General features: G+C 65.5%; 25 protein-coding genes. 21 read left to right on the forward strand and 4 right to left on the reverse strand.

Features of this window, described 5'->3' with window-relative positions; translation table 11 throughout:
• Window positions 1–99: 99 nt before the first annotated feature.
• From RIU96_RS07190 to RIU96_RS07255, 14 genes are all read left to right on the forward strand, one after another.
• Window positions 100–558, forward strand: coding sequence for a Cg1360 family ATP-synthase-associated protein (locus RIU96_RS07190; protein WP_144318420.1), 459 nt, complete (start codon window positions 100–102; stop codon window positions 556–558).
• A gap of 355 nt (window positions 559–913) precedes the next feature.
• Entirely contained in the window at window positions 914–1,720 is an 807-nt protein-coding gene (gene atpB, locus RIU96_RS07195; RefSeq protein WP_144318655.1) for a F0F1 ATP synthase subunit A, read from the forward strand.
• 111 nt (window positions 1,721–1,831) lie between these two features.
• A complete protein-coding gene (locus RIU96_RS07200) occupies window positions 1,832–2,053 on the forward strand; it encodes an ATP synthase F0 subunit C (protein ID WP_006840802.1) in 222 nt (73 codons plus the stop codon).
• A gap of 48 nt (window positions 2,054–2,101) precedes the next feature.
• Window positions 2,102–2,668, forward strand: a complete 567-nt coding sequence (locus RIU96_RS07205; protein WP_144318419.1) for a F0F1 ATP synthase subunit B — start codon at window positions 2,102–2,104, stop codon at window positions 2,666–2,668.
• A 5-nt stretch (window positions 2,669–2,673) separates the two neighbouring features.
• Window positions 2,674–3,507 carry a F0F1 ATP synthase subunit delta gene (locus tag RIU96_RS07210; protein ID WP_144318418.1) on the forward strand — a complete coding sequence of 278 codons (834 nt, stop codon included), beginning with the start codon at window positions 2,674–2,676 and terminating at the stop codon, window positions 3,505–3,507.
• A gap of 8 nt (window positions 3,508–3,515) precedes the next feature.
• Window positions 3,516–5,183 carry a F0F1 ATP synthase subunit alpha gene (gene atpA, locus RIU96_RS07215; RefSeq protein ID WP_144742123.1) on the forward strand — a complete coding sequence of 556 codons (1,668 nt, stop codon included), beginning with the start codon at window positions 3,516–3,518 and terminating at the stop codon, window positions 5,181–5,183.
• Window positions 5,184–5,231: 48 nt separating this feature from the next.
• Window positions 5,232–6,206: a F0F1 ATP synthase subunit gamma gene (locus RIU96_RS07220; RefSeq protein ID WP_144318416.1), complete on the forward strand. Its 975-nt coding sequence runs from the start codon at window positions 5,232–5,234 to the stop codon at window positions 6,204–6,206.
• Window positions 6,207–6,209: 3 nt separating this feature from the next.
• Window positions 6,210–7,718, forward strand: a complete 1,509-nt coding sequence (gene atpD / locus RIU96_RS07225) for a F0F1 ATP synthase subunit beta (protein ID WP_220184675.1) — start codon at window positions 6,210–6,212, stop codon at window positions 7,716–7,718.
• A 10-nt stretch (window positions 7,719–7,728) separates the two neighbouring features.
• A complete protein-coding gene (locus tag RIU96_RS07230; RefSeq protein WP_144318415.1) occupies window positions 7,729–8,100 on the forward strand; it encodes a F0F1 ATP synthase subunit epsilon in 372 nt (123 codons plus the stop codon).
• A 181-nt stretch (window positions 8,101–8,281) separates the two neighbouring features.
• Complete coding sequence (locus tag RIU96_RS07235; RefSeq protein WP_170228673.1) at window positions 8,282–8,749, forward strand: DUF2550 domain-containing protein; 468 nt, start codon at window positions 8,282–8,284, stop codon at window positions 8,747–8,749.
• Window positions 8,750–8,787: 38 nt separating this feature from the next.
• The gene (nucS, locus tag RIU96_RS07240; protein WP_144318413.1) at window positions 8,788–9,480 is read left to right on the forward strand and encodes an endonuclease NucS; all 693 of its coding nucleotides are present in this window, start codon (window positions 8,788–8,790) and stop codon (window positions 9,478–9,480) included.
• A gap of 17 nt (window positions 9,481–9,497) precedes the next feature.
• Entirely contained in the window at window positions 9,498–9,785 is a 288-nt protein-coding gene (locus RIU96_RS07245; protein WP_144318412.1) for an Rv1322 family protein, read from the forward strand.
• 10 nt (window positions 9,786–9,795) lie between these two features.
• The gene (locus RIU96_RS07250) at window positions 9,796–10,104 is read left to right on the forward strand and encodes a thiamine-binding protein (RefSeq protein ID WP_144318411.1); all 309 of its coding nucleotides are present in this window, start codon (window positions 9,796–9,798) and stop codon (window positions 10,102–10,104) included.
• On the forward strand, window positions 10,101–10,964 hold the full coding sequence (locus RIU96_RS07255; protein WP_144318410.1) for a tetratricopeptide repeat protein: 864 nt from the start codon (window positions 10,101–10,103) through the stop codon (window positions 10,962–10,964). Before RIU96_RS07250 ends, RIU96_RS07255 begins: the two co-directional genes overlap by 4 nt.
• A 1-nt stretch (window position 10,965) precedes the next feature.
• Here the strand turns inward: RIU96_RS07255 and glgB are convergent, their stop codons facing one another.
• Together glgB and RIU96_RS07265 are read right to left on the reverse strand one after the other, a co-directional pair.
• Complete coding sequence (gene glgB / locus RIU96_RS07260) at window positions 10,966–13,161, reverse strand: 1,4-alpha-glucan branching protein GlgB (protein ID WP_311204816.1); 2,196 nt, start codon at window positions 13,159–13,161, stop codon at window positions 10,966–10,968.
• Window positions 13,162–13,235: 74 nt separating this feature from the next.
• Window positions 13,236–15,302: a maltotransferase domain-containing protein gene (locus RIU96_RS07265; protein ID WP_311204817.1), complete on the reverse strand. Its 2,067-nt coding sequence runs from the start codon at window positions 15,300–15,302 to the stop codon at window positions 13,236–13,238.
• Window positions 15,303–16,004: 702 nt separating this feature from the next.
• On the opposite strand from RIU96_RS07265, the gene RIU96_RS07270 reads away from it, so the two are divergent.
• The 5 genes from RIU96_RS07270 to RIU96_RS07290 all read left to right on the forward strand — a co-directional run bounded on the left by RIU96_RS07270 (window position 16,005) and on the right by RIU96_RS07290 (window position 21,186).
• A complete protein-coding gene (locus RIU96_RS07270) occupies window positions 16,005–16,856 on the forward strand; it encodes an ABC transporter ATP-binding protein (protein WP_311204818.1) in 852 nt (283 codons plus the stop codon).
• A 25-nt stretch (window positions 16,857–16,881) separates the two neighbouring features.
• Window positions 16,882–17,682, forward strand: coding sequence for an NUDIX hydrolase (locus RIU96_RS07275; protein WP_136653579.1), 801 nt, complete (start codon window positions 16,882–16,884; stop codon window positions 17,680–17,682).
• On the forward strand, window positions 17,672–18,826 hold the full coding sequence (locus RIU96_RS07280) for a THUMP-like domain-containing protein (protein ID WP_136653577.1): 1,155 nt from the start codon (window positions 17,672–17,674) through the stop codon (window positions 18,824–18,826). Before RIU96_RS07275 ends, RIU96_RS07280 begins: the two co-directional genes overlap by 11 nt.
• Window positions 18,827–18,928: 102 nt before the next feature.
• The gene (locus RIU96_RS07285; protein WP_136653575.1) at window positions 18,929–20,053 is read left to right on the forward strand and encodes a cysteine desulfurase family protein; all 1,125 of its coding nucleotides are present in this window, start codon (window positions 18,929–18,931) and stop codon (window positions 20,051–20,053) included.
• A 65-nt stretch (window positions 20,054–20,118) separates the two neighbouring features.
• A complete protein-coding gene (locus RIU96_RS07290; RefSeq protein ID WP_144742023.1) occupies window positions 20,119–21,186 on the forward strand; it encodes a glycoside hydrolase family 25 protein in 1,068 nt (355 codons plus the stop codon).
• Window positions 21,187–21,195: 9 nt separating this feature from the next.
• Here the strand turns inward: RIU96_RS07290 and RIU96_RS07295 are convergent, their stop codons facing one another.
• Window positions 21,196–21,663 (reverse strand): alpha/beta hydrolase, encoded by a 468-nt coding sequence (locus tag RIU96_RS07295; protein ID WP_258562550.1) that lies wholly within the window; start codon window positions 21,661–21,663, stop codon window positions 21,196–21,198.
• Here RIU96_RS07295 and RIU96_RS07300 point away from each other — a divergent pair.
• Window positions 21,646–22,590 carry an alpha/beta hydrolase gene (locus RIU96_RS07300; protein WP_259792858.1) on the forward strand — a complete coding sequence of 315 codons (945 nt, stop codon included), beginning with the start codon at window positions 21,646–21,648 and terminating at the stop codon, window positions 22,588–22,590. The genes RIU96_RS07295 and RIU96_RS07300 overlap by 18 nt on opposite strands.
• A complete protein-coding gene (locus tag RIU96_RS07305) occupies window positions 22,587–25,031 on the forward strand; it encodes an MprF family protein (protein ID WP_301717251.1) in 2,445 nt (814 codons plus the stop codon). The genes RIU96_RS07300 and RIU96_RS07305 overlap by 4 nt, the downstream gene beginning before the upstream one ends.
• Here RIU96_RS07305 and RIU96_RS07310 read toward each other — a convergent pair.
• A complete protein-coding gene (locus RIU96_RS07310) occupies window positions 24,940–25,758 on the reverse strand; it encodes a spermidine synthase (RefSeq protein ID WP_186309894.1) in 819 nt (272 codons plus the stop codon). The two genes, RIU96_RS07305 and RIU96_RS07310, sit on opposite strands and share 92 nt — an antisense overlap.
• Window positions 25,759–25,766: the final 8 nt, after the last annotated feature.

The raw sequence follows: 25,766 nt of genomic DNA on the forward strand, positions 1-25,766 counted from the left end.
ATGTCCTCCTATAACGAGTATGTTCTGTCTCCCACCCTAACCACACCGCGCGCGGGCGGGTTGCAGGATTGGCCCAGCCGGGCGGTAGGCTAAACGCCCGTGAGCACCAATTCTGAGCACTCCGCCTCCCAGCCGCTCAACGTTGAGGACGTGAGCGATATCGACGACCCCCGCCGCCCGCTAACCCGGGCCCTGCGCCTTGGCGCGTGGGCGCTCGTCGCGCTGACCGTGCTGTCGCTGATGGCGTGGGGTGGGGTCTACGGGCTGCAGGGGATCTGGGGCGTGCTGATGGGCGCGGCCGTGGGAGGCGGGTTCGTCCTGCTGACCGCACTGTCTGTTCTCGCGACCTCCGGGACCTCGCCGACCAACACAATGGCCGTGGTGCTCGGCGGCTGGCTGCTCAAGATGGTTGTGCTTATCCTCGTGCTGCTATTCATCCGCGAGCTGACCTTCTACAACCACCTCGCATTTGGCGTGACGACGATCGCCGCGCTCGTGATCGTCCTGGCCGCCGAGGCGTGGGGTGTCATCACCACCCGGGTCAGCTACGTCGGCTAGTGTGATCTAGCGCTTAACCCACCCCCTGTGATGCAAATTACAAGGCGCGCTACGCTGGGTAAACGGGCCACGCGCTCGGGTGCTGGGCACACGTGTATCTCCGCTCGAGAACCCACACCCCCCGTTGACGGCCAAAAAGTTGTTGACCTGTTAGGCTAACCGCTGGGTTTACTTGAGGTATCCGCGTGCGCACCTGTGTGTTGGCGGGGATTTCACTTCAAGGCTCCCCCTGTCCCGCGGTCGCTGATGTGCGACGGAGTCCGCCGCGGAGACAGTCTTCTTGAAGACGTCCATCGCACCGCATTTCAACCGTTATGCGGCCCGAGAACGGGAGAGAACGCTGAGCGTTACAACTTTGGCCGAGGGCTTTAAGGGGTCATTCCACGCGCCCTCACTTGGTCCAGAATTTTTCCCGGGGCAAACGTACGGCCACATCATTGGCGAAGACTTCGCTAATGGTTGGTTCGCACTGGATCGCATCATGATCGTCCGCCTTGTAGTGGCGGCAATCCTGGTGCTTCTCTTTGTTATTGCTTTCAGGAAGCCTCAGCTGGTTCCTAAAGGCTTGCAGAACGTCGCAGAGATGGGTGTGGACTTCGTCCGCATCAACATCGCTGAAGACACGCTGGGGAAGAAGGATGGCAAGCGGTTCCTTCCGGTGCTGGCAACCATCTTTTTCACGATCTTGTTCATGAACGCGGCAACGATCATCCCGGGGCTCAACATCTCGCCTAACGCACGTATCGGCATGCCGATCGTCCTGGCGGCTGTGGCCTACATCGCGATGATCTACGCAGGCGTGCAGCGCTACGGCGCGAAGTACTTCAAGCACTCGCTCGTGATTCCGAACCTGCCTCCTGCGCTCCACCTCTTGGTGGTGCCAATCGAGTTCTTCTCGACGTTCGTTCTGCGTCCGGTCACACTGGCACTTCGCCTTATGGCGAACTTCCTGGCAGGCCACATAATTCTCGTCCTTCTGTACTCGGCTACCAACTTCTTCTTCTGGCAGCTGAACGCATGGACGGCCGTGAGTGGCCTGACGCTTATCGCAGCTTTGCTGTTCACCCTGTACGAGTTGATTATCATCTTCCTGCAGGCGTACATCTTTGCTCTTTTGACCGCGGTGTACATCGAGCTGTCGCTGCACGCTGATTCGCACTAGCAAAGCGCGAACCTACAGGCCAAACTGAATAACCCCACTCCATTGTCACTCGCTCGCACACCGCTTGAGAAAACCCGGCGTGCAGGCACCAAGAAAGGGAACGACTTTCACATGAACGAGACCACCACCACCTTCGACGGCCTTCAGTCCATCGGCTACGGTATCGCCACCATCGGCCCGGGCATCGGCATCGGCATGCTCGTCGGCAAGACCGTCGAAGGCATGGCTCGCCAGCCCGAGATGGCCGGCCAGCTGCGTACCACCATGTTCCTGGGTATCGCCTTCGTCGAGGCTCTCGCCCTCATCGGCCTCGTTGCCGGCTTCCTGTTCTAAAAGAACGCGAATTCACATCCCGTACACCTTTTAGATCAGGAGCAACCTATGACAAACGTCACCATTTATAACGTGGCTGCAGAAGGTGCTCTTCCGCTCGAGACCGAGCCGTCCATCCTTCTGCCTCCCATGTACGACGTGGTTTGGTCGTTGGTCGTCTTCGTCGTTGTCTTCTTACTCTTCTGGAAGTTCGTTCTTCCGAAGTTCCAGGAAGTGCTGGCGGAGCGCGAAGATCGAATCAAGGGCGGCATCGAGCGTGCTCAGGTCGCCCAGGCTGAAGCCAAGGCTGCCCTGGAGAAGAACAACGCAGAGCTCGCCGAGGCACGCGCCGAGGCCGCTGAAATCCGCGAAGCTGCCCGCGCAAAGGGCAAGGAGATTGAGGCGGAGGCTCGCGTCAACGCCGAAGCCGAATCCCGCCGCATTGTTGAGGCGGGGGAGAAGCAGCTGCAAGCTTCCCGTGAGCAGGTCATCTCCGAGCTGCGGAACGAAATGGGCCAGAACTCCATCACTCTTGCCGAGCGGTTGCTGGGCACTGAGCTGTCCGAGTCGACCCGCCGTTCCTCCACGATCGACGACTTCCTGGCCCAGCTCGACAACGTTTCCACGAGGAAGTAGGCGAGATGAAGGCAGCTAGTCGCGAAGCACAAGAGCAGGTACAGGGTCAGCTGGAAGAGCTGATCCGCAACTCCGACGATTCCGTCGCCGCCGCCGCTCAGATCGGAACAGAGCTGTTTCTCGTCGTAGACCAGCTTGACCGCGAGCGCGCGCTGCGTGTCGCTGTTGCGGATCAGTCCCTCGACGCATCCCAGCGCGAAGGCATCATGAACGCCGTACTCGGCAGCAAGGTTGCCGAGCCGACGAAGAAGGTGCTCAGCGAAGCGGCCAAGAGCGAATGGTCCACCCCGCGCGAACTGCGCGAAGGGCTGATCAACCTTGGGCGCCGGGCGCTGCTGATGGGGGCCGAGGAGCAGGGCCAGCTTGAACAGGTCGAAAACGAGCTGTTTGGACTGTCCGTGCTCTTGGAGGACGAAAAGCAGCTGGCCCAGTTGCTGTCTGACCGCACCGCAACCGCGGACAAGAAGCGCGGGCTGCTGGCTAGCGTGATTTACGGCAAGGTGACTATGTTCACCGAAGCCCTGGCCTTGCAGGTCATCGGGCGGCCCGAGAGCAACCCGATTGACGATCTCGCAGGCGTGGCCACCCAGGTGGCGCAACTGCGCGGCAAGACGGCGGCTCGGGTCACCTCCGCTGAGGAGCTTTCTGACTCCCAGCGCGAGACGCTCGCTGGCAAGCTTGAGCAGATTTACGGCCGTGAGATCGCCATCCACTCTGAGGTGGATCCCAGCCTCCTCGGCGGAATGGTGATCCGAGTCGGCGACGAGGTTATTGACGGCTCCACGCGTGGCAAGATCGCGCGCATGCGGGCAGACCTCGCCGCCACGACGGCTTACTAGAAAATACAATGCTGGAACAATCTACCGAGAGCAGGAAGAACATGGCGGAGCTGACGATCTCCTCCGATGAGATCCGTAGCGCGATAGCGAACTACACCTCGAGCTACTCTGCGGAGGCCTCCCGTGAGGAGGTCGGCGTAGTTACTTCGGCGGCAGACGGTATTGCCCAGGTTTCTGGGCTGCCGGGCTGCATGACGAATGAGCTGCTCGAGTTCCCAGGCGGAGTCATCGGTGTTGCGCAGAACCTTGAGACCGACTCCATTGGTGTCGTGGTCTTGGGTAACTTTGAGACGCTTACCGAAGGCGACGAAGTCAAGAGGACCGGAGAGGTCCTGTCCATCCCGGTCGGGGAAGATTTCCTTGGCCGCGTAATCAACCCACTGGGCCAGCCGATCGACGGCCTTGGCCCGATCGAGGCCTCCGAGGAGCGCGCACTTGAGCTCCAGGCCGCGGGCGTTCTCGACCGCCAGCCGGTCGAGGAGCCGATGGCTACCGGCATGAAGGCCATCGACGCGATGACCCCGATCGGCCGCGGACAGCGCCAGCTGATCATTGGCGACCGCAAGACCGGCAAGACCGCGGTCTGCATCGACACCATCTTGAACCAGAAAGCTTTCTGGGAGACCGGTGACCCGTCAAAGCAGGTGCGCTGCATCTACGTCGCAATCGGCCAGAAGGGTTCGACCATTGCCGGCGTGCGCCGCACCCTTGAGGAGCACGGCGCGCTGGAGTACACCACGATCGTCGCCGCACCGGCGTCCGATTCCGCCGGCTTCAAGTGGCTGGCACCGTTCTCCGCCGCTGCCCTGGGTCAGCACTGGATGTACCAGGGCAAGCACGTCCTGGTCATTTACGATGACCTGACCAAGCAGGCCGAGGCCTACCGCGCGATTTCGCTGCTGCTGCGCCGCCCGCCGGGCCGCGAGGCTTACCCGGGTGACGTGTTCTACCTGCACTCCCGCCTGTTGGAGCGCGCCGCGAAGCTTAACGACGAGCTCGGTGCCGGTTCCCTGACCGCCCTGCCGATCATTGAGACGAAGGCGAACGACGTGTCCGCGTTCATTCCGACCAACGTCATCTCGATCACCGACGGCCAGGTCTTCCTGCAGTCCGACCTGTTCAACCAGGGTGTCCGCCCCGCTATCGACGTCGGTATCTCCGTGTCCCGCGTCGGTGGCGCCGCGCAGACCAAGGGCATGAAGAAGGTCGCCGGCTCCCTGCGTCTTGACCTCGCCGCATACCGCGACCTTGAGGCCTTCGCCGCATTCGCCTCCGACCTGGACTCCGCCTCCAAGCGTCAGCTTGAGCGCGGCCAGCGCCTCGTCGAGCTGCTCAAGCAGCAGGAGAACGCGCCGCAGTCCGTGGAGTTCCAGATCATCTCGATCTGGCTCGCCAACGAGGGCGTCTTCGACGTCGTTCCCGTCGCAGACGTTCGCCGCTACGAGGCTGAGCTCCACGAGCACATCCGCGCTACCGCACCCGAGGTCTACGAGCAGATCGCCGGGGGTGCAGCCCTCGACGACACCTCGAAGGAGACCCTCCTGCGCGTCAATGAGGACTTCGCCCGTGGCTTCCAGACCTCCGAGGGCGAGCGCATTGTGCGCGAGCCGGAGGCGGAGCCGCTTGAAGCCGGTGAGGTTAAGAAGCACCAGCTCAACGTCAACCGCTCCAAGTAGTCAACCACTTGGATCACTTCTACTTACAGGAAGGGAGGAGTACACACCATGGCAACACTTCGCGAATTGCGTGACCGCATCCGGTCCGTCAACTCAACGAAGAAGATCACCAAGGCCCAGGAACTGATCGCGACGTCGCAGATCACCAAGGCCCAGCAGCGAGTCGAAGCGGCAAAGCCGTACGCCGACGAGCTGCTACAGGTCATGGAGCGCCTCGCAGCCGCGAGCTCCCTCGACCACCCCATGCTCCACGAGCGTGAGAACGGTCGAGTCGCGGCGATCCTCGTGGTCACCTCCGACCGCGGTATGGCTGGCGGTTACAACCACAACGTGCTGAAGAAGGCAACCGAGCTTGAGCGCATGCTAGAAGAAGCCGGCTATGAGGTTGTTCGCTTCGTCGCCGGCGGCAAGGGCGTGACGCACTACAAGTTCCGTGACCAGAAGATCGGTGGCGCGTGGACCGGTTGGTCCCAGAAGCCGTCGTGGGAGGCAACGCACGACGTGCGGAGCCACCTCATTGACGGGTTCCTCGCCGGTTCCGAAGGCACGGTCGAGTGGCGCGAGGGCGTCAACGCGGCGGAAGGCGAGCGCGTGCCTGGTTTCGACCAGGTCCACGTCGTCTACACCGAGTTCGTCTCCATGCTTAGCCAGGAGGCCCGCGTGCACCAGCTGTTGCCGATCGAGCCCGTGCTTGAGGAATTCAATTACGAGCAGGACGGCATGCTGTCGAGCTCCGGCGAAGTCGGGCCCGACATGGAGTTCGAGCCGGACCCGGACACGTTGATGGACAAGCTGCTTCCGGCATACGTGTCGCGGACGCTCTACTCTATGTTCTTGGAGGCGTCCGCTTCGGAGTCGGCTTCTCGCCGCACGGCGATGAAGAACGCAACCGACAACGCGACGGAACTGGCTAACAACCTGTCCCGTGAGGCTAACCAAGCCCGTCAGGCACAAATCACCCAGGAAATCACCGAGATTATCGGCGGCGCGGGTGCGCTGGCCGATAGTGGAGAAAGTGACTAAATCATGACAACTGCTCTGTCCCAAGACGGACGCGATGAGCCGACGGGCGAGGCCGAGAACCAGGCTGTAGCCCGCGAGGCCGCTAGCACTCCGAACCCGGCGGGTTCTGAGAACGGCCGCATCGTTCGCGTCATCGGCGCGGTCGTCGACGTGGAGTTCCCGCGCGGCGAGCTGCCCGAGCTGTACAACGCACTGCACACCGAGATCGAACTCGGCGAGCTGTCCCGCACCCTGACCCTCGAGGTCGCTCAGTTCCTAGGCGACAACCTCGTGCGCGCCATCGCCATGGCACCGACGGACGGCCTCGTCCGCGGCGCTCAGGTGAAGGACTCCGGCAACCCGATCTCCGTGCCCGTGGGAGACCAGGTCAAGGGCCACGTGTTCAACGCCCTCGGCGAGTGCCTCGACGACCCGTCCGTGGGCGTCGACGGCGAGCGCTGGGGCATCCACCGCGACCCGCCCGCCTTCAAGGACCTTGAGGGCAAGACCGAGATCCTCGAGACCGGCATCAAGGTCATCGACCTTCTCACCCCGTACGTCAAGGGCGGCAAGATCGGCCTCTTCGGCGGCGCCGGCGTGGGCAAGACGGTTCTCATCCAGGAGATGATTACCCGTATCGCCCGCGAGTTCTCCGGTACGTCGGTCTTCGCCGGCGTCGGTGAGCGTACCCGTGAGGGCACCGACCTCTTCCTCGAGATGGAGGACATGGGCGTTCTTCCCGATACCGCCCTTGTCTTCGGCCAGATGGATGAGCCGCCCGGGGTCCGTATGCGCGTGGCTCTGTCCGGCCTGACCATGGCGGAGTATTTCCGCGATGTGCAGAACCAGGACGTGCTGCTGTTCATCGACAACATCTTCCGCTTCACCCAGGCTGGCTCCGAGGTGTCGACCCTTCTGGGCCGCATGCCCTCCGCCGTGGGCTACCAGCCCACCCTGGCTGATGAGATGGGTGTGCTCCAGGAGCGCATTACCTCGACCAAGGGCCGCTCGATTACCTCTCTGCAGGCCGTCTACGTGCCTGCCGACGACTACACCGACCCGGCCCCGGCGACCACCTTCGCCCACCTGGATGCAACGACCGAGCTGTCGCGTTCCATCGCCTCGAAGGGTATTTACCCCGCGGTGGACCCGCTGACGTCGACGTCGCGCATCCTAGAGCCGGGCATCGTCGGCGAGCGCCACTACGCGGTCGCCCAGAAGGTGATCGGCATCCTGCAGAAGAACAAGGAGCTGCAGGACATCATCGCCATCCTCGGTATGGACGAGCTCTCCGAAGAGGACAAGCTCACCGTCATGCGCGCACGTAAGATCCAGCGCTTCCTCGGCCAGAACTTCTTCGTCGCGAAGAAGTTCACCGGCGACGAGGGTTCCTACGTGCCGCTCGAGGAGACCATCGAGGCGTTCGATCGCCTCGCCGAGGGCGAGTTCGACGCCTACCCGGAGCAGGCGTTCTCGAACCTGGGTGGTCTGGACGACGTCGAGGCTGCGTACAAGAAGCTGCAGGAGAAGTAGGAGGGCCGCCATGGCAGACATCACCGTGCAACTGGTCTCGGTTGACCGCATGATCTGGACCGGTGAGGCCAGCATCGTCACCGCGCAGACCACCGAGGGTGAGATCGGCATTCTGCCGGGCCACGAACCGATCCTCGGTCAGCTTAAGGACAACGGCGTTGTCACGATCAACCCGGTCGACGGCGAGCGCATCGTCGCTGCCGTCCAGGGAGGCTTCCTCTCAGTGGTTGGCAACAAGGTCACCGTCTTGGCGGACTGGGCGACTCTCGCGAGCGAGGTTGACTCCTCGGAAGCAGAGTTGAACGCGAACCAGGACGACGACGAGCTGAGCAAGTGGCGCGGCCAGGCAGAACTTGCCGCCGTGCGACGCGCAGGCCGCTAACTCCTCGCGCGCTTCACTTCACGCGAAGCACAAAAGCAGCAACTCCAGTTTCACTCGGGGGTTGCTGCTTTTTTCATGTTCAAGGCCTAGATCTTTCGGACAATTCCGCTTACACGGGTTTGCGGATACAATGGCAAAAAGTGGCTTTCGTGGCCTTGTTTTCACAGCTAGGAGTAGTTTTATGGAGCTAATCGGCGGCGTCATTGCGGCAGCGGGGTTCATCGTGCTGCTGGCGGCGCTGTGGCGGTTGGTCTCCTTTCGCAACACCGGCTCCCAGGGCCTGCTGCGCAACCTGCCCGCGGACGGGGTGCACGGCTGGCGCCACGGGGTATATCGCTACAACGACGAGTGTCTGCGCTTTTATAAGCTTCGCTCCCTAACCTTTAGCAGCGACGTCGCTTTGGATCGGCGAATGACCGAAGTAGACGGTTTCCGAGAGCTGTCCGAGCTGGAACGAGAGATCATGCCCGACATTGACAAGGTGCTGATCCTTTCCACTCCGGACGGCTCTTTTGAGTTTGCGGGCGATCGCCGCGCGAGGATGGCGCTGGTGTCGTGGTTGGAATCCGCCCCTCACGTGCGCCAGATGCGCCGCGCGGTGAAGATGCCCGCCGGGCGCCCGAGCGGCGGGCGCGCCTCCCGGTCCTGACCGCGATCGAGCGCAGCAGCGCTTGTACTGTAGAGGCCATGCGCCTCGTCATTGCTCAGTGTTCCGTGGACTACGTTGGCCGCCTCGACGCCCATCTGCCGTCCGCGAAGCGCCTCATCATGGTCAAAGCGGACGGTTCCGTCTCGGTGCACGCCGACGACCGCGCCTACAAGCCACTGAACTGGATGACCCCGCCCTGCACCTTAAAGGAAGAGGCGGTCATCGATATCGACGGCGAAGATACCGGCGAGCAGCTCTGGATCGTGGAAAACGGCAAGGGCGAGCAGCTGCGCATCAGCATCGAGGAGGTGCTCAGCGAGACGGCGGTGGAGCTCGGTGAGGACCCAGGCCTGGTCAAAGACGGGGTGGAGTCGCACCTCCAGGAGCTGCTGGCGGAGCACATTGACACCCTCGGCGCGGACTACCGCCTGATCCGGCGCGAGTTCCCCACGGCGATTGGGCCGGTGGACATCCTCGCACGCGACCCCAACGGGCACACCGTGGCCGTGGAGGTCAAGCGCCGCGGCGGAATCGACGGGGTGGAGCAGCTCACCCGCTACGTCGAACTGCTCAACCGCGACGAGCTGCTCGCGCCGGTGCGCGGGGTGTTCGCGGCCCAGGAAATCAAGCCCCAGGCGCGCACGCTGGCTGAGGACAGGGGCTTTCGCTGTCTCGTGCTGGACTACGACGAGCTGCGCGGCATCGAGTCCACCGAGCTGCGCCTGTTCTAGGAAGAAGGGGAAGTCTCATGCCACGGCGAAACCGCCGCCACAACACCACCCCGGCTTACGTCTTGCCGCGGGACGGCTCCACGTTCATCGGGACGCAGCACGTCGAGGGCCCGCGCTGGAGCAACGGAGAGATCTACTGCGTGCGCCAGATCGGGTCGCAGGCCGCCACCAAGTTTTACGTCTGCCCGGGCTGCAACCAGAACATCCCGCCGGGTGTTGCGCACGTGGTGGCGTGGCCGCGGGAAACGGGGCGTGGGGCCGACGAGCGTCGGCACTGGCATAGGCATTGCTGGGAACGTCGCTAAGCTGGGCGGCATGATCGCAGCTTTCTCGGTCGCCCCGACGACCACCGATAACCCTTCCGCGGAGATGGCCGGGGCCGTGGCCCGCGCCGTGCGCGTCGTGCGCGAGTCCGGGCTCCCGCACGAAACGACGGCGATGTTCACCACCATTGAGGGCGAGTGGGACGAGGTCATGGACGTGATCAAACGCGCGACACAGGCGGTCGAGGCCGTCACCCCGCGCGTGTCCCTGGTGATCAAGGCGGATATCCGCCCGGGCCACACCAACATGCTGAAAACGAAGATGCAATCGCTGAACAAGCACTTGGAGGAGAATTCATGACCGGACCGCAGTACCAGGCAGGCGCCGTTGACTTAAGCGCGCTGAAGCAGACCGCCGAGCCCGCCGCCAGCGAAGGCGGGGCGTTCGAGCCGGTTATCACCGCAACCGAGGCGAACATCGAGAACGACGTGCTGCGCGCGTCGGCGAAGGTCCCGGTGATCGTTCACGTTGGCACGCAGCGCTCGCCCGATTCGGTGTCGCTCAAGGCCGCGCTCGAGGACCTCGCTCGCGGGCAGCGCGCCTTCCGCGTCGCCTACGTTGACGCCGACGCGACCCCTGCCGTGGCGCAGATGTTCGGGGTGCGCGTGCTGCCCACGGTCGTCGCGATCGCGGCGGGCCGGCCGGTGACCAGCTTCGAGGGCAACCAGCCCGACGGGCAGCTGCGGCAGTGGGTCGACGCGCTCGTGTCCAACGTGGGCAGCCAGCTCCAGGGCCTCGGCGAGGAGGCCGGCGAGCAGCCGGCGCACGACCCGCGCCTCGACGCCGCCACCGAGGCGCTCAACCGCAACGACTTTGACACCGCAACAAAGCTTTACGACGAGCTGCTTGCCGACGACCCGAAGAACGCCGACATCAAGCAGGCGCGCGCCACGATTGGCGTGCTGCGCCGGCTCGCGACCCGGGGCAACGACCCAGTGGCGGAGGCAGACGCGGATGCGGGGGACGTCGATAAGCAGCTTGCGGCGGCCGATGCTGAGGTGGCCGCGGGCGCGCCCAAGAAGGCCTTTGCGCGGTTGCTGCCGCTGGTCAAGGCGCACCCGGAGGCGAAGGAGCGGCTGCTCGAGCTGTTTGGCCTGTTCGAGGCCAGCGACCCGCGCGTGATCGAAGCGCGCACAAAGCTCGCCTCGGCGCTGTTCTAAGCTAGCGGACCAGCTTGTACAGCTGGACGCTCATCGCGGGCAGGTGCAGGGTGACCGACTGGGCGAAGTTGTCCCACTCGATCGCCTCCGTTGTCACGGTGTCCAGCAGCGGGTTGCCCGCGCCGCCGTAGATTGCGTCGTCAGTGTTGATCACCAGGTCCCAGTTGCCGGCCTCGGGCAGGCCGAGGCGGTAGTTTGAGTGTGACGCGCCGGAGAGGTTGACCACCGCGAGCAGGGGCTGGCCGTCGACGCCCCAGCGGATGTAGGCCAGCACGTTGTGCTCGTGGTCGTCGCCCTTGACCCACTGAAAGCCCAGCGGCGTATTGTCCTGGCTGAACAGCGCCGGGGTGTCGCGGTAGACGAGGTTGAGGTCGCGCACCAGGCGCTCAATGCCGCGGTGGTAGTCGTGCGACCACTCGCCGTTGACGTTGTCCCAGTTGATCGAGTTGGCCTCATCCCACTCCGTGGTCTGGCCCCAGTTGCAGCCCATGAACATCAGCTGCTTGCCGGGGTGGGAGTACATGTAGCCAAACATGGCGCGCAGCCCCGCGGCCTTGTTCCAATCGTCGCCGGGCATGCGCGTCCACAAGGAGCCCTTGCCGTGGACGACCTCGTCGTGGGAGAACGGCAGCACGTAGCGCTCGGAGAACGCGTAGACCAGCGAGAACGTGATCTCGTTGTGGTGGTAGTAGCGGTGGATGGGGTCCAGGGAGAAATACTCCAGGGTGTCGTTCATCCAGCCCATGTTCCACTTCAGGGAGAACCCGAGGCCGTCGGCCGCGGTCTGGGCCGTCACGCCCGGCCACGCCGTGGATTCCTCGGCGATGGTGACCACGCCCGGGTGGGTGCGGTGCACGGTGGCGTTGGTTTCCTGCAGGAACTTCACCGCGTCCCAGTTCTCGCGCCCACCCTGGCTGTTGGGCAGCCACTCGCCGTCGGTGCGGGAGTAGTCGAGGTAGAGCATGGAGGCGACGGCGTCGACACGCAGCCCGTCGAGGTGGAACTCCTCGCACCAGTACAGGGCGTTGGCCACGAGGAAGTTGCGCACCTCGTTGCGGCCGAAGTCGAAGACGTAGGTGCCCCAGTCTTTTTGCTCGCCGCGGCGCCAGTCCGGGTGCTCGTACAGGGCGGTGCCGTCGAAGCGACCAAGCGCCCAGGCGTCCTTGGGGAAGTGCGCGGGCACCCAGTCGACGAATACGCCGATGTTGTTGGCGTGGAGCTCGTCGACAAGCGCGCGGAACTCATCAGGCGTGCCCCAGCGCGCGGTCGGGGCGTAGTAGCCGGTGACCTGGTAGCCCCAGGAGCCACCGAAGGGGTGCTCCGCCACGGGCAGGAACTCGACGTGGGTGAAGCCGTTCTCGACGAGGTAGGGGACCAGCTCTTCGCGCATGGTGTTGTAGTTCGCGCCCTGCTTCCAGGAGCCGATGTGGCACTCGTAGACGCTCATCGGCGCGTTGGTGGCGTCGATGCCCACGCGCCGCTGCATCCAGTCGCCGTCTTTCCACTCGTAGGTGCTGTCCGCGGCGACGACCGAGACGGTTTCCGGCGGGGCGAGCGTCTGGCGGGCCATGGGGTCGGCCTTGTCCACGCGCACGCCGTCGATGGTCTGCACAGCGAACTTGTACTGCGCGCCGGCCTCGATGCCGGGGATGAAGATCTCCCACACGCCCGTCGAGCCGAGGCTGCGCATCGGGTACTGGTTGGGGTTCCAGGCGCAGAAGTCGCCGACGACGGCGACGCCCTTCGCGTTCGGTGCCCACACGGCGAAGGAGGTGCCGCGGACCTCGCCGAGGCTGGTTTGGTAGGTGCGCAGGTTCGCGCCGAGGACTTCCCAGAGGCGCTCGTGGCGGCCCTCGTTGATCAGGTGGAGGTCGAACGAGCCCAGGGTGGGCAGGAAGTAGTAGCCGTCGGCGATGATCACCTGGTTGCCGAACGGGTAATGGATGCGCAGGCGGTAGTCGGGCGCGTGGTCGTCGTCAAGCCCGATGACCCAGATGTCGTCGCCGATAGGCTCCATCTCGAGGTGCTCGTTGTGGATGAGCACCTCGACCTTTTCCGCCCCGAGCTGGCGGGTGCGGATGACCGAGCCCTCCGACGTCGCGTGCCAGCCGTAAAAGTCGTGCGGGGCGTGGTGCTTGCACTCAAGCAGGCGCGCGCGGTCCGCGGCGGGGATCAGAAGCTGGAGGTTGCTCGCCATAATCGTCCTTGCGTGGTGGGAAGTGATCGTTTATCCGTTATCCGACGCTACCGAATCTCGACCTCGGTAGCGGGTTACGGCCGGTAGTCGTGGTCCGAGATGCTGCGGAACGCGAGCTGCTCGCGTTTCGACGCCTCCACGACCGGCAGCCGGAAAATGTGGGCGACGTTGGCCTGCGGGGTCAGCCGCACGAAGTTGTCGGTGCTCCACGTGTAGCGCTCGCCGCTGACCAGGTCGTCGACGGTGAAACTCTCACCGGGGGCGAGGCCGAACGCCTCGGCGTCGATGTGGACCATGCCCTCCTGGGTGGCGAAAGGATCGAGGTTGACCACGACCAAAATCGCGTTGCCGCTGATCGCGTCGACCTTGGAGTACGCCATGATCTGCTCGTTGTAGGCCTTGTGGAAATGCAGCTGTCGCAGCTGCTGCAGCGCCGGGTTGTCGCGGCGCAGGCGGTTGAGCAGCGTCAGGTAGGGTTCGAGCGACTCGCCGCGGGCGAGCGCGGCCGCGAAATCGCGCGGGCGCAGCTCGTACTTCTCCGAGTTGAGGTACTCCTCGGAGCCAGCCGTGACAGGCTCGTGCTCGTAGAGCTCGTAGCCGGAGTAGACGCCCCACAGCGGGCTCAGCGTCGCCGCGAGCGTGGCGCGGATGGCAAAGGCTGCCTGCCCACCGGTTTGCAGGGACTCGTGCAGGATGTCGGGGGTGTTGACGAACAGGTTGGGGCGCGAGACGTCGGCGACGTCGATAAGCATCTGCGCGAAGTCTTCCAGCTCAGCCTTCGAGGTCTTCCACGTGAAGTGGGTGTACGACTGGGAGAACCCGACCTTGGACAGGCCGAACATGCGCGGCGGGCGGGTGAACGCCTCGGCGAGGAAGATGACCTCGGGATGGGTTTCGCGCACTTCCGAGATGAGCCAGTGCCAGAAGTTGACCGGCTTGGTGTGCGGGTTGTCCACGCGGAACGTGGTCACACCGAGCTCGACCCAGTACATGATCACGCGGTAGATCTCCGCGTAGAGCACGTGCGGGTCGTTGTCGAAGTTGATCGGGTAGATGTCCTGGTATTTCTTCGGCGGGTTCTCGGCGTAGGCGATGGTGCCATCGGCAAGCACCGTGAAAAACTCGGGGTGCTCGCTGGCCCAGGGGTGGTCGGGGGCGGCCTGCAGCGCAAAGTCGAGGGCGACCTCAAGGCCCAGCTCGCGGGCGTGATCCATCATGGCCAGGAACTCGGATTCGCCACCGAGCTCCGGGTGGAACGCGTCGTGGCCGCCGTCGGCGGAACCGACCGCCCACGGCGAGCCCACGTCACTTTCCTCAGGCGTCAGAGTGTTGTTGCGGCCTTTGCGGTTGACCTCACCGATCGGGTGGATCGGGGGAAAGTAGACGGTGTCAAAACCCATCGCCGCCACGCGATCGAGCGCAGCCGAGGTGGTTTCCCACGTGCCGTGCACGGGTTTGCCCTCGGCGTCGACGCCGCCCGTGGAGCGGGGGAAGAGCTCGTACCAGGAATTGACCAGCGCAGCACGGCGCTCGACGTGAACATCGCAGATCGGCCCGCGGGTGACCTGCTCGCGCAGCGGGAACTCGTCGAGAATCTCGCGCACCTCGGCGCTGAATCCCTCCTCAATGCGGGTCGCCAGGGGGAGGGTGTCGTCGGCAAGCGTCGTCGCTACGGCCTCGAGAACCTCCCGGTCGCCGTCCGGGGATTGGGCTGCGGCGCGGGTGAACAGGTCGATGCCGTGGGCAATGTCGTTGGACAGCTCCGCGGCGGATTGCCCGGCGGCGAGCTTCTTCGACACGGCGTTGCGCCACGTCGACATGGGGTCGCTCCATGCGTCGACGCGGAAGCGCCAGATACCCTGCACATCCGGAACGAACACTGCGTGGACATAGTCGGGGCGGTAAACCTCCTGCTGCATGAGGATGGAATACTGCTCCCCGCTTGGCGACGTCAGCTCCAACGTGGCCGCAACCGCGTCGTGCCCTTCACGCCACACCAGCGCCGAGACCGGGACGACCTCGCCGACTACCGCCTTCGACGGCAGGGTGCGCCCGGAGACCTGGGGGCGAACGTCGTCGATTCCAAAACGGCCGAAAGACGTGATACTGCCAGTGTGGCCAGAGCGTCCGGTCATGGTCATGCGGTTTACCCACCTCGAGACTTCGTGTGTGCCAATGGCTTTCACTTTTCAACAGTAGCCACTGCCACGGTGACGTGCCGGGCGAGGATGCGGTGCCACCGGAGGGGCGATCGTTCGTTTTGAGTCCAGGGCTTGGGGTCGGGGGTGCAGGAGGTTGAGGGTGTACTCATCGCCGCCTGCGGCCGGGGTTGCTCCTGTCACTGTCTGCCGCGGGTGTGGCTCCGGGTGGGATGTCACGGTGGAGCCAATCTTGCCGGACCCGACCTGGGGTTTTGCCGTCCGCGGCGGGTTGACTGTGACATTTCACCGGCTGGGATGTCACGGTGGAGCCAATCTTGCCGGACCCGACCTGGGGTTTTGCCGTCCGCGGCGGGTTGACTGTGACATTTCACCGGCTGGGATGTCACGGTGGAGCCAATCTTGCCGGACCCGACCTGGGGTTTTGCCGTCCGCGGCGGGTTGACTGTGACATTTCGCCGCCTGGGATGTCACGGTGGAGCCAATCTTGCCGGACCCGACCTGGGGTTTTGCCGTCCGCGGCGGGTTGACTGTGACGTTTCACCGCCTGAAATGTCACGGTCAACCAGCGACGAGAAACCCTCCACAGAAAAACCCGACAAAAGCGCCAAACCCCGACCGCTCTGCCGGGTCACAAGAAAAGATCAATTCACTTGATAACGCGATGAGCCCTTTTAGTCCACAATGGAATGCGTGAGTGATCGTGCAAATGAACCGGAGACCGACCCCGACCTGCTCATCGACTTTCAGGGCGTGGAGTTCGCCCGCGGCGGGGCCACGTTAGTAGGCCCCATCGACTGGCAGGTCGAGCTCGACGAGCGCTGGGTTGTCATCGGGCCCAACGGCGCGGGCAAGACCACCTTGATCCGCATGGCGTCGGCCCAGGAATTCCCGTCAGCGGGTACGGCGTTTGTGGTCGGGGAGCAGCTCGGCCGCACCGACATGCGCGACCTGCGCGCCCAGATCGGCGTGACATCCTCGGCGGTGGCGCAGCGCGTTCCGGCGGAGGAGAAGGTCGGAGACCTCGTCGTTTCCGCCGGCTACGCGATTTTGGGCCGGTGGCGCGAAGAGTACGACGAGATGGACTATGACCAGGCGCTCGAGGTGCTCGAGCAGGTCGGTGCGATGCATTTGATCGACCGCACCTGGGGCACGCTATCCGACGGCGAACGCAAGCGGGTGCTGATCGCGCGCGCGATCATGACGAACCCGGAGCTGCTGATCATGGACGAGCCGGCCGCCGGGATGGACCTGGGCGGGCGTGAGGACCTCGTCGCCTATCTCGACGATCTCGCGATGGACCCCGACGCGCCGGCGATCGTGATGATTACCCACCACGTCGAGGAAATCCCGCCGGGCTTTACGCACGCCATGCTTCTCGACGAGGGGGAGGTCGTCGCGCAGGGGCTTATCGACGACGTGCTGACCTCCGAAAACGTGAGCCGGGCCTACCACCAGCCGATCGAGGTGACCTCGCGTGACGGCCGGTACACGGCGCGGCGCACCAGCCGCGGGGGAACGCATCGCGCCAAGTAGGATGCCGGGAAGGAGGTGATGTGCTGTGGTCAGTGTCAATGACGCGCGCCTCGCCAGCACGGTCATCCTGACCCGCGACGGGGCTAGTGGCCTCGAGGTGTGGGTGTTTGAGCGCGTGATGTCCATGCCCAATTACCCGGGCATGACCGTGTTTCCCGGCGGCGGGGTGGACAGCCGCGACTTCCCGTCGCGAGCGGGGGCGGAAGATTTGTTGCAGGGCCGCTCCGCCGAGTCGCTGGGCCGTCAGCTGCAGGTCAGCGCTGAAACTGCGCACGCGCTGCTGTTTTCAGCCGTGCGGGAGCTGTTCGAGGAAACGGGCACGCTGTTGGCCGTCGACAAGCACGGTGCTCTGCCTGTCGACGCGCGCCCCTTCCACAGCCAGCGTCTGCGCCTGGAATCTCACGAGTTGTCGCTGACGGACGTTCTGCGCGACAACCAGTTTCGCGTTCCCGTAGACCTTGTCGCGCCGTACGCGCGCTGGGTCGGCCGTTCCGAACGCGGTACGAAGTTCGACACGTTCACGTGGCTGGCTCAGTTGCCCGAGGGCCAGGAACCAGATGGCGCGACCGAGGAAGCCGACGACGCGAACTGGTTTCCGCCGGGCCTGCTTCTCGATGGCTGGCGCGCCGGGCTCGTGCGCTTCGCCCCGTCGACGTGGGCGCAGATCCTCGACCTGTCCAACTTTGACACCTCCCAGTCCCTGTGGGAGGCGGCGAAAGGCGCGGACATGACGCCGATTACCGACGACGCGATCAGCAACCCGCGGTACGCGGAATTTTTCACACTGCGCCCGGAAGACCGCATCGGGAGACCCTTTGAGCTTTAACCTGACCGAGGTCGCTTTTCTTGCCGCCCACGCGGACGAGATCGATGAGATCGCCGCCGAGGTCGCACTGACCAAGGCATCGGTGTTCGGGGACCGTGCCCTGCTCGCATCGCGCTTCGGCGACAACGCACGCGCCGTGATGGAGCTGATCGGCGCACGCCGGTCGGCCGCCGGCAAGCTACCCGCGGGCTGGCTGACGGACCTTGACGCGGCCCAGCAGGCAACACCGGCGCCGGTGGCGAACGTGCGCGCGCAACGCATCGCGGACAGCGGGGCTCGTGTGGTTCACGACGTGACCTGCTCCGTGGGCACCGAAGCACCGGCCTTCGCGGGAATGGACTGGCTCGGTTCGGACATCGACCCCGTGCGCCTGTCGATGGCGCGCTACAACCTCGGCGCAGGTGCGTGGCTCGCGCGGGCGGACGCTCTGGCGCCCGTCGCCCGCGGCGCGGTCATCGTCGCCGACCCAGCCAGGCGCGCCGGGGGCCGCAGAATCACCGACCCCGCGCAGCTCGTGCCCCCGCTGCCGGAGTTGCTGGACGTCTACCAGGGGTCCGAGATGGCGGTCAAGTGCGCGCCGGGTATCGACTACTCCGCCTGGGAGGGTCTGGTGAGCGTGGTTTCCGTCGACGGGGCCGTGAAAGAGGCGTGCCTGTACACGCCTGGGCTCGCGGGCGGGCACACGCGCGAGGCAGTTGTGTTGCGCAGCGATGGGTTCAGCGAGACCGTGACCTCGGGTGAATCCGATGACGTGCCGGTGGGCGCGCCGGGAGCCTTCGTCATCGAGCCGGACGGGGCGATCATCCGCGCCGGTCTGGTGCGCCACTGGGGTGCGCGCTACGGGTTGCGGATGCTCGATGAGCACATCGCGTTCCTGAGCGGGGATCGTATCCCTCCCGGATACAGCGGTTTCCGGGTGCTCGACGCGGTGCCGGTGCGCCAGCTTAAGGCCGCACTGTCCGGCTACGGCGCCGGCGGGGTAGAAATCCTCGTGCGAGGCGTCGACGTTGACCCCGACCAGCTGCGCGGCCGACTCAAGCTCAAGGGTGGCCGGCAGATGGGGGTCGTGATTGCGCGCGTGGGCAAGAGCGCGGTGGCGTACGTGTGCGAGGCACGCCAGTGGGGGCAGCGGCCTTCCGCCTAAACCCAGACGGGTCAACATGGATGTGTTCCACCGAAACTCGGCCTATGTTGATGCGTCTGAGTTTCGGGTGAAGCGTCACCGGAGCGTCGATAAGCTAGGCGCATGGCATACTTCGACCACGCCGCGACCACGCCGATGCGCCAGTGCGCCATTGATGCCTGGGTTGAATACTCTGCCCAGCTCAACCCCGGCGGGCAATACCGTTCGGGGCGCGAGGCGTCCGCGGTGCTGGCGCAGGCGCGCGAGGACATCGCCGAAGCGCTCGGGGCCGACCCCGTCGAGGTGGTTTTCACCGGCTCGGGCACCGAGGCCAACAACATCGCGGTACGCGGGCTCTTTCGGGCCTGCGCCAACGAGCGCATCGTCGCCAGCCCCATCGAGCACCCGGCGGTGTTGGAGACGGTCAAGTCCCTCGCCGTGACTGAAGGTGCCAAGGCGCAGTGGCTGCCAGTGAATACGGCGGGCGTTGTCAACGACCTCGGGGCCCTCGACGCCCCGGCGGCGGTGGCGGCGCTGATGTGGGCGAACAACGAAACGGGTGCGATCCAGCCGGTGGCGCAGGCAGTGGCGCGAGCGGCGTCCGCGGGCACGCCGCTGCACGTCGACGCGGTCCAGGTCGTGGGGAAACAGCCTGTGGATTTCCATGAGCTCGGCATGACAACGCTCGCCGCCAGCGCCCACAAGTTCGGCGGGCCGCGGGGCATGGGCATTCTGCTGGCCCGCCGCTCGCCGGCGCCCGCTGCCACGCTCACCGGCGGCGGTCAGGAGCGGGGGTTGCGCCCTGGCACAGTCGATGTGGCCTCGGCAGTCGCGACGGCCGTGGCGCTGCGGGAGGCTGTGGCTGAGATGGAGTCAGAGCGGGTACGGGAGGCGTCGTTACGCGATGAGCTCGTGCGCGGGGTGCTGGCGGCGGTACCCGACGCGCGGCTGACCACGACGTCTGCGGTGCTCGATAGTCACGCGCATTTCCTGTTCCCGGGCGCGAACGGGGACGCGTTGATCATGCTTCTCGACGCCCGCGGGATCGAGGCGTCGACGGGGTCGGCGTGCGCGGCGGGTGTCAACCGCGCCAGCCACGTGCTCGAGGCGATGGGGGTGCCGCCGGTTGATGCGGCGGGGGCGCTGCGGTTGAGCCTCGGCAGGACCACGACGGCGTACGACGTGGAAAAGGTGGTGCGCGAGATAGCGAATGTGGTTGAGCGGGCGCGTGTGGCTGGTGCGCTCTGATGTTTTAATTGTTGTTCGCGTGTCATGTGGTACTTGTGTGGTTGAACTCCGGTATGGTGCGGGACATGCACGCTTCCCGCAGACTCACGCCCGTCCTTGCTGCGCTCACCGCGGCCGCACTGACCGTGGTGCTCGCCGTCGCCGTCCCGTTTAGCCCAACGATGCGTACCGGCGCCAGCGCGCAGAACATCCCCGGCGTCGTCCAGGGCGTCGACGTCGCGGGCCACCAACGCCCCGGCGGCGAGCCCATCGACTGGCGCAGCGTCGCCGGCCCGGGCGGCCAGCAGTTCGCCTTTGTCAAAGCCACCGAAGGAAACGGCTGGAAAAACGAGTTCTACGACGAGGACGCCAACGCCGCGGCCGCAGCCGGACTGAAGGTCGGCGCGTACCACTACGCCCGCCCCGCCGAGGACCCGATAGCCCAGGCGAAGCATTTCGCCGACGTGATCAGCAAGGGCCCGGCCCTTAGCCTGCCCCCGGTGCTTGACCTCGAGGTCGACGAGGGACTGTCGCCAACCGCGCTGGCCGCGTGGACGGGCACCTTCCTCACCGAGCTCGAGCGCTCCACTGGCACGAAGCCGATGATTTACACCTACCGTTACTTCTGGTACGAGCGCATGAACGACACCTCTGCATTTACCGGCTACCCGTTGTGGCTCGCCGCGTACCAAAACCAGGCGCCGCGCCCCGTCGGCGGCTGGGACAAAATCTCATTTTGGCAGCGCTCCGATTCCGGCCGCGTCCCCGGCGTGAGCACTCCGGTCGACCTCAACGTGTTCAACGGTTCCGGCTCCGACCTCGGCGCGTTCTCCGCGGGCAACTACAGCGCCGGCGGGGGAGTCCTCGAGTCCTTCCAGGTTCCCGAATCCGGCGAGCTTGAGGTCCTGGGCCAGGACAACACTGCCCTGGTGGTGTCCATCCTGGGCCTGGCCACGGGAATCCTGAACCAGCCGCAGATCGCGGACGCCGCCGCGCAGTTCGGGTTCAACCCGGACGACGCCTCGAATATCGCCTCTGCGGTCCAGGGATTGGCTGCGGAGGGCAAGCTGCCCGTCGGTGACCTGCGCGCGATGATGGTCGGCGACTACTCCGTAGGCGACCTGCTCATTTTGCTCAACAACGCGCAGAAGTAGCGCACGGCCCTACAGCCCCAATGCCCGGAGCACCTCGGTGGTGCATCCGGGCAATTGTGTGTGCGGCACCCCGGAGATCTCCACAACGCGCCCGAGCCGCGCGGACGACGCCGGAACCACCGAGTCGGCGTCCGAAACCAGCGAGACGATGTCCACTCCGCGCGGCACAACTGGCTCGCCGACGTCCTCGAGTTCGGTAAAGGATTGTCCGAGAATGGGCCCGACTAGCCAGTCGGGGCGGTACCAGGCGCGGTGGTCGGTGCCGCGCCACGCGGCGCCCAGGCCCACCAGGGTGCTCACGCGCTGCCGCACGCGCTCGTCGTCAAGCGAGCGAAGGGCGATAAGACCCCCGCTGGAGTGGCCGACGATGTCGACCCGCGTGACTGTATCGGGCAGCTCCAGGACGGTTCGGGCGACATCCTCAGCCGAGTTGTCGATCGCACCCGTTCCCCGGGCACCGTGAGTCGGCGCGATCATGTCCACGCCGCGCTCGCCAACGCCTACCTGGTGTCCAACCTCGTGTACCAGGAGTACCCGTCGGTCGGGTCGTTCTACCCCGTCCCCGTGGCGGCGAGCGTGGATGCGCACCAGTTCACGTCCATGAAATCTCCGCCGAAGGACCACGGCCGTGAGGTGGGCGCCCTGGTGACGTTGTCCGCGGCGCCGATGCGCGACGCGGTGGCGTACGTTCCGCCCGCCTACTGGAGAAACCACGACCTGCCCGTGCTCGTGATCACGGCGGGCAGCCCGGGCAGCCCGATGGACTGGTTTACCAAGGGCGATGCCGCCCAGTCGCTGGATGATTTCCAGTCCCGGCACAACGGGGAGGCTCCCGTGGTGGTCAGCGTCGATGCCACGGGGTCAGAAACGGGTAACCCCGCGTGCTCTGACGGCCCGGAGCACAAGGTACTCACTTATATCTCCACACAGGTTCCGGAGATGATCAAGGCGAACTTCGACGTCAACGACGACCAGTCTAGGTGGACGGTCGGGGGGTTGAGCTACGGCGGGACCTGCGCGATGCAGGTGATCACCAACCACCCCGAGGCGTACGGCTCGGTTCTGGACTTCTCCGGTGAAGCTGAGCCGAACGTGGGCAGCCACGCAGAGACGGTGCAGGAGATCTTCGGCGGCAGCGAGGAGGCGTTCCAGAAAGTCAACGCGGCCACGCTGTTGGACAAGGCACGCGGCACCTCTTACTACGATGGGATCGTGGGGCGCTTCGTCGCCGGCGAGGATGACGAGATGTCGACCGCCGCATTGTCGCACCTCAACGACCTTGCCCGCGCCGCGGGCATGGACACCACCTACGACACGGTGCCCGGCTCACACAGCTACCAGGTGTGGCGCGTGGCGTTTCGGGACAACCTCGACTTCGTCGCCGAAAGGGGTGGGTTGAAATGAAAAGGGTAAGAACTCTCGCGGCCAGGGTCCCGGCGAGCCTGTCCATGCTCGTTGTCATGTGGGCTCTCTTCGCCGTGTTCGGTTCCCGCGGCCGCGACGTCCTCGGCTACGGGTTGGCGGGGGAGGAGCACATCGCCTCCCTGCTCACCGCGGGGCTGACCAGTTCACACGTTGCCGGGATGGTGTACTCGTCTCTCGCGGTGCTGGTCTTCGCGGTACCCGCCGAGGTCCTGCTGACCACGCGGTGCTTCGCCGTGGCGGCGATTGCGTCGCACGCCGTGGCGGTGCCGACGGGCGCGGTCGCGGCCATCATCGTCGAGCGGGCGGGCTTTAACCAGTGGGGTGGAGACTTGGTCAGCGAAACTTATCTCTCGCCCGCTGCGTGGATCTTCGGCTCGCTCGCGTTCACCACCTCGTCGATGGGGGTGATGTGGCGCCGGCGCGTGCGCCTGGTACTCATCGCTCTGACAGCCACGCTTGTGCTTTACGACGGCTCCCTCAACGCAGTAGTCGCTTTCAGCGCGGTCCTGATCGGCTGCGTGGCGGGGCACCTAGTTATCGGCGCTGAGATCGACCGCCGGCGTGCCTCGGTTCGTGAATCTCGCATACTCGTCGCCGTGCTTTTTGCGGCGGTGTCGTTGGGGCCGGTGCTCGTTGCTTTCAACCCCGCGGCCCACGGGCCGTTTGCGGACGTCAGCCAACTGATGTGGGAACCCGCCGTGGCCGCCCACGAGGTCCTCCTGCGCTGCGTCGACGCGAACTCCGCGACCTGCCAGGAAGCGCTGCAGATCAACCAGCAAAGCGGCCTCGGGCCGCTCCTGCTCAACATCGCCCCGCTGGTCGCCTCGCTTGTGGTGGCGCTCGGGCTTCGCCGTGGCCGCTGCCTCGCCTGGATCTTCGCCGTGGTCAGCACCCTGGTCAGCCTCGCTGTGATCCTCGTGCAGCTGGTCGGGTGGGTCGACTCCTTCCTGCTGGCGTTTAACGTCGCACTCGTGGTCCTGCCGTGGCTAGTCGTGCTCGCGGTGTTGATCGTGACGCGGTCGCGTTTCGGCGTGCGCTCGCAGTGGCGCCCTGCGCTGGTTGGAACCTTGGCGGCGCTCGCTGTGTGCGCGTCGATCTGGGTTGTGGGCGCGATGGCCAATCCCGGGTTCGTGGAAAGGGCGTCGTTACGCGATGTGCTCCTGGAAACACCGCTGCGCTTCATGCCGCCGGTCATCGCGATGTTCTGGCCGCCCTACGTGATTCCGCAGAGCGCGTTGTCGTGGTTGCTCTACGAGTGGGTCGGAATTGCCTTTTGGGCCGCGGCGATCTACTTCCTGCACCGCGCGCTGACGTCGGTGCCGTCGCAGGCGGCCGAGAGCGAGCGCGGCCACGCCAAGGAAATCCTGATGCGCGGCACCGGCGACCACCTCGCGTGGATGGGCCTGTGGGAGGGCAACAGGTACTTCTTCGCCGACCGCGGGACCGGGTACGTGGCCTACCGCATCTCCAACAACGTCGCCGTCATCCTGGGCGAGCCGGTGTTCACGGAGGGCTCGACCCGTGACGACGTCGCCGACGCGTTCGAGGCCTACGCCGCGGAGCAGGGGTGGCGCGTGGCCTGGTACTCGGTGTCGGAAGATTTCGCGCGCGCCGGTTTCCGCACGATTCACGTCGCGGAAGAGTCGCTGCTGTACGCGGACAACCTGGAGTTCAAGGGCAAGAAGTTCCAGAACATCCGCACCGCCCGCAACCGCGCCGGCAAGGAGGGGGTGAGCGCGCTGTGGTCGAGCTGGGCGCAGCTCGACGTGGAGACCCGCGAGAAGGTTGTCGCCCTGTCCGAGCAGTGGATGTCGGACAAGGCGCTGCCGGAGATGGGCTTTACCCTCGGCAGCGTTGACGAGCTCTCCGTCGACGGCACGATGCTGCTCCTCGCGCTCGGCGACGACGGCCGCCTGCACGGCGTGACCAGCTGGCTTCCCGTGTACGAGGGCGGCGAGCACGTCGGCTACACCCTGGACTTCATGCGCCGCGGCCCGGCAGGGTTCCGCCCCACCATCGAGTTCCTCCTGGCCGAGGCTGCCCAGGTCGCTAGCGACGAGGGGCTGCAGTGGGTGTCGCTCTCCGGCGCCCCGCTGGCGCGCACGGGCGAGCCCGAGTCCGTGCTCGAGGTCATCCTGGACAAGGCCGGGGCGAGCATCGAGCCGCTCTACGGCTTCCGCTCCCTTGCGGCGTCGAAGTACAAGTTCCACCCGACGCACTCCGGCTGGTACCTCGCCTACGACGACGAGCTCGCACTCGGCTCCATCGCGCTGGCGGTGGTCAACTGCTACCTGCCCACGATGCGCGCCAGCGACTATGCCGGGGTGGTCAAGGAGTTCCTGGCGAGTCGGGGAGCGGATCGTGCCGCGGATCGTGCCGCGGAGAAGTCGCCAGCGCCCGCGTCCACCGCTCACCCTTAAAGTGCGCCGGCACCGCGCCCTTGAGCAGGTCACGTGTCAGTTCCGGCGAGGCCTCGAGCGGCTCGTTGCTGCCTATGAGCACGATGTTTCCGTAGCGCCGCCCCTTTAGCATCGGGGGGTCGGCGATCGCGGCGATGTGCGGCCAGACCTCGGCCATGCCCGCGAGCTCCTCTTTCGCCTCCGTTAGGTCGGCGTGCGAGCCGCAGTTGGCAACGTAGATACCGCGCTCGCTTAACGACGCCCGCGCCGCCGAAAAGAACTCCACCGTGGTCAGCTGCCGCGGCGTGGTGGCCGAGGAAAACACGTCGCGGATGATCACGTCGCGCGTGGCCGGTTTGAACCCGTCCGTTTCCTCCCGCGCGTCGCCGACGCGGATCTTGACGGCCGGGGCGCGGGGGACGTCGAAAAGCTCGCGGGCTAAAACGGCCAACTCGCTGTCGATCTCGACGACGGTGTTGCGGCTGCCGGGCCAGGCGTGCGCGAAGTAGCGGGGCAGGGAGCAGCCCGCCCCGCCGAGGTGGGTCAGCCTCGGCTTGTCCCAGCGCTTGACCGAATCCAGGAAGTCCGCGATCCAGCGCATGTACTCGAAATCAAGCCGCTCCGGCTCGCCCGGCACGATCGACGAGCTGGGAACGCCGTTGACCAGCAGCGTGAGCGAGCCGTCGTGCTCGTGGATCACCTCGGCGACGCCGCTGTCGATCTCGTAACTCTCGCTTTTTGGGGACATGCCTCGCG

Origin of the sequence: Corynebacterium sp. Z-1, assembly GCF_031844665.1 — a bacterium.
Classification (GTDB): domain Bacteria; phylum Actinomycetota; class Actinomycetes; order Mycobacteriales; family Mycobacteriaceae; genus Corynebacterium; species Corynebacterium sanguinis.

What these genes read in the sequence shown, in the direction of transcription:
- RIU96_RS07295 (WP_258562550.1), bottom strand. Translation starts at nt 21,663, where the DNA reads ATGATCGCGCCGACTCACGGTGCCCGGGGAACGGGTGCGATCGACAAC.
- RIU96_RS07270 (WP_311204818.1), top strand. Translation starts at nt 16,005, where the DNA reads ATGGAATGCGTGAGTGATCGTGCAAATGAACCGGAGACCGACCCCGAC.
- RIU96_RS07250 (WP_144318411.1), top strand. Translation starts at nt 9,796, where the DNA reads ATGATCGCAGCTTTCTCGGTCGCCCCGACGACCACCGATAACCCTTCC.
- RIU96_RS07235 (WP_170228673.1), top strand. Translation starts at nt 8,282, where the DNA reads ATGGAGCTAATCGGCGGCGTCATTGCGGCAGCGGGGTTCATCGTGCTG.
- RIU96_RS07220 (WP_144318416.1), top strand. Translation starts at nt 5,232, where the DNA reads ATGGCAACACTTCGCGAATTGCGTGACCGCATCCGGTCCGTCAACTCA.
- RIU96_RS07200 (WP_006840802.1), top strand. Translation starts at nt 1,832, where the DNA reads ATGAACGAGACCACCACCACCTTCGACGGCCTTCAGTCCATCGGCTAC.
- RIU96_RS07310 (WP_186309894.1), bottom strand. Translation starts at nt 25,758, where the DNA reads ATGTCCCCAAAAAGCGAGAGTTACGAGATCGACAGCGGCGTCGCCGAG.
- atpA (WP_144742123.1), top strand. Translation starts at nt 3,516, where the DNA reads ATGCTGGAACAATCTACCGAGAGCAGGAAGAACATGGCGGAGCTGACG.
- RIU96_RS07305 (WP_301717251.1), top strand. Translation starts at nt 22,587, where the DNA reads ATGAAAAGGGTAAGAACTCTCGCGGCCAGGGTCCCGGCGAGCCTGTCC.
- RIU96_RS07285 (WP_136653575.1), top strand. Translation starts at nt 18,929, where the DNA reads ATGGCATACTTCGACCACGCCGCGACCACGCCGATGCGCCAGTGCGCC.
- RIU96_RS07255 (WP_144318410.1), top strand. Translation starts at nt 10,101, where the DNA reads ATGACCGGACCGCAGTACCAGGCAGGCGCCGTTGACTTAAGCGCGCTG.
- RIU96_RS07205 (WP_144318419.1), top strand. Translation starts at nt 2,102, where the DNA reads ATGACAAACGTCACCATTTATAACGTGGCTGCAGAAGGTGCTCTTCCG.
- RIU96_RS07290 (WP_144742023.1), top strand. Translation starts at nt 20,119, where the DNA reads ATGCACGCTTCCCGCAGACTCACGCCCGTCCTTGCTGCGCTCACCGCG.
- glgB (WP_311204816.1), bottom strand. Translation starts at nt 13,161, where the DNA reads ATGGCGAGCAACCTCCAGCTTCTGATCCCCGCCGCGGACCGCGCGCGC.
- nucS (WP_144318413.1), top strand. Translation starts at nt 8,788, where the DNA reads ATGCGCCTCGTCATTGCTCAGTGTTCCGTGGACTACGTTGGCCGCCTC.
- RIU96_RS07265 (WP_311204817.1), bottom strand. Translation starts at nt 15,302, where the DNA reads ATGACCATGACCGGACGCTCTGGCCACACTGGCAGTATCACGTCTTTC.
- RIU96_RS07210 (WP_144318418.1), top strand. Translation starts at nt 2,674, where the DNA reads ATGAAGGCAGCTAGTCGCGAAGCACAAGAGCAGGTACAGGGTCAGCTG.
- RIU96_RS07230 (WP_144318415.1), top strand. Translation starts at nt 7,729, where the DNA reads ATGGCAGACATCACCGTGCAACTGGTCTCGGTTGACCGCATGATCTGG.
- atpD (WP_220184675.1), top strand. Translation starts at nt 6,210, where the DNA reads ATGACAACTGCTCTGTCCCAAGACGGACGCGATGAGCCGACGGGCGAG.
- RIU96_RS07245 (WP_144318412.1), top strand. Translation starts at nt 9,498, where the DNA reads ATGCCACGGCGAAACCGCCGCCACAACACCACCCCGGCTTACGTCTTG.